This is a genomic window from Mesorhizobium sp. M7A.F.Ca.CA.002.15.2.1, assembly GCF_003998715.1.
Classification (GTDB): domain Bacteria; phylum Pseudomonadota; class Alphaproteobacteria; order Rhizobiales; family Rhizobiaceae; genus Mesorhizobium; species Mesorhizobium ciceri.
In genome coordinates, this window is the sequence record NZ_RZPI01001138.1 from 1 (window position 1) to 852 (window position 852).

1 protein-coding gene is annotated in these 852 nt (G+C 68.5%); it reads left to right on the forward strand.

The genetic code is table 11. The features are described 5' to 3' along the window. Positions 1-20: 20 nt before the first annotated feature. On the forward strand, positions 21-800 hold the full coding sequence (gene dapB, locus ENZ74_RS33200; protein ID WP_063167708.1) for a 4-hydroxy-tetrahydrodipicolinate reductase: 780 nt from the start codon (positions 21-23) through the stop codon (positions 798-800). Positions 801-852 lie beyond the last annotated feature (52 nt).

The following is an 852-nucleotide window of genomic DNA, read 5'->3' on the forward strand; positions in this document are numbered from 1 at the left end:
ATGTGGAAATAGCCGAGGCCATGCCGCAGCCGCCGATCAGGATCGCCATCGCCGGCGCGCTCGGCCGCATGGGCCGCCAGATGACGGACGCCGTGCGGGTCGATCCACGGCTGGCGCTCGCTGCGCGGTTCCATCGGCCCGGCGCTGCCGGCGATGGGCTGGTCAGCCGCGAGGAGGCGCTTGCCACGGCCGATGTGGTCATCGACTTCACGACGCCGGCGGCCTCGGCTGACCTGGCAAGGTTTTGCGCCGCCCGCGGCGGGCCGGCCCTGGTCATCGGATCGACCGGTTTCGATGCGACTGAATTCGCCGACATCGCCGAGGCCGCGAAGACCATCGCCATCGTGCGCTCCGGCAGCTTTTCGCTGGGGCTGAACATGCTGGTCGGATTGGTCGAACAGGCGGCGACAGCGCTCGATCCCGAAGACTGGGACGCCGAGGTCTTCGAGGCGCATCACCGACACAAGATCGACGCGCCGTCAGGTACCGCTTTGATGCTTGGCCAGGCCGTGGCCGGCGGCCGCAAGGTCGAGCTCGACGCGGTGGCGCGGCCTGTTCGCGATGGCGCCATTGGCGCGCGGCCTCCCGGTGAGATCGGCTTTGCGGTGCTGCGTGGCGGCAGCATCATCGGCGAACACAGCGTGAGCTTCTGTGCCGAAGGCGAGCTTGTGACCTTGTCGCATGCGGCCGGCGACCGCGTCATGTTCGCCCGCGGCGCCATTGCCGCCGCGCTCTGGCTCGAGGGACGCCCGCCCGGCGAATACGACATGCGCGACGTTCTCGGTTTCGGCGCTCCGTGACCGGCAGCCACAACGGATTCCATTTCAACGGCCGTTAAAACGACTGAAAGCC

Excerpts from the sequence above, each read along its gene's own strand:
- dapB (WP_063167708.1), top strand. The coding sequence starts at position 21 with ATGCCGCAGCCGCCGATCAGGATCGCCATCGCCGGCGCGCTCGGCCGC.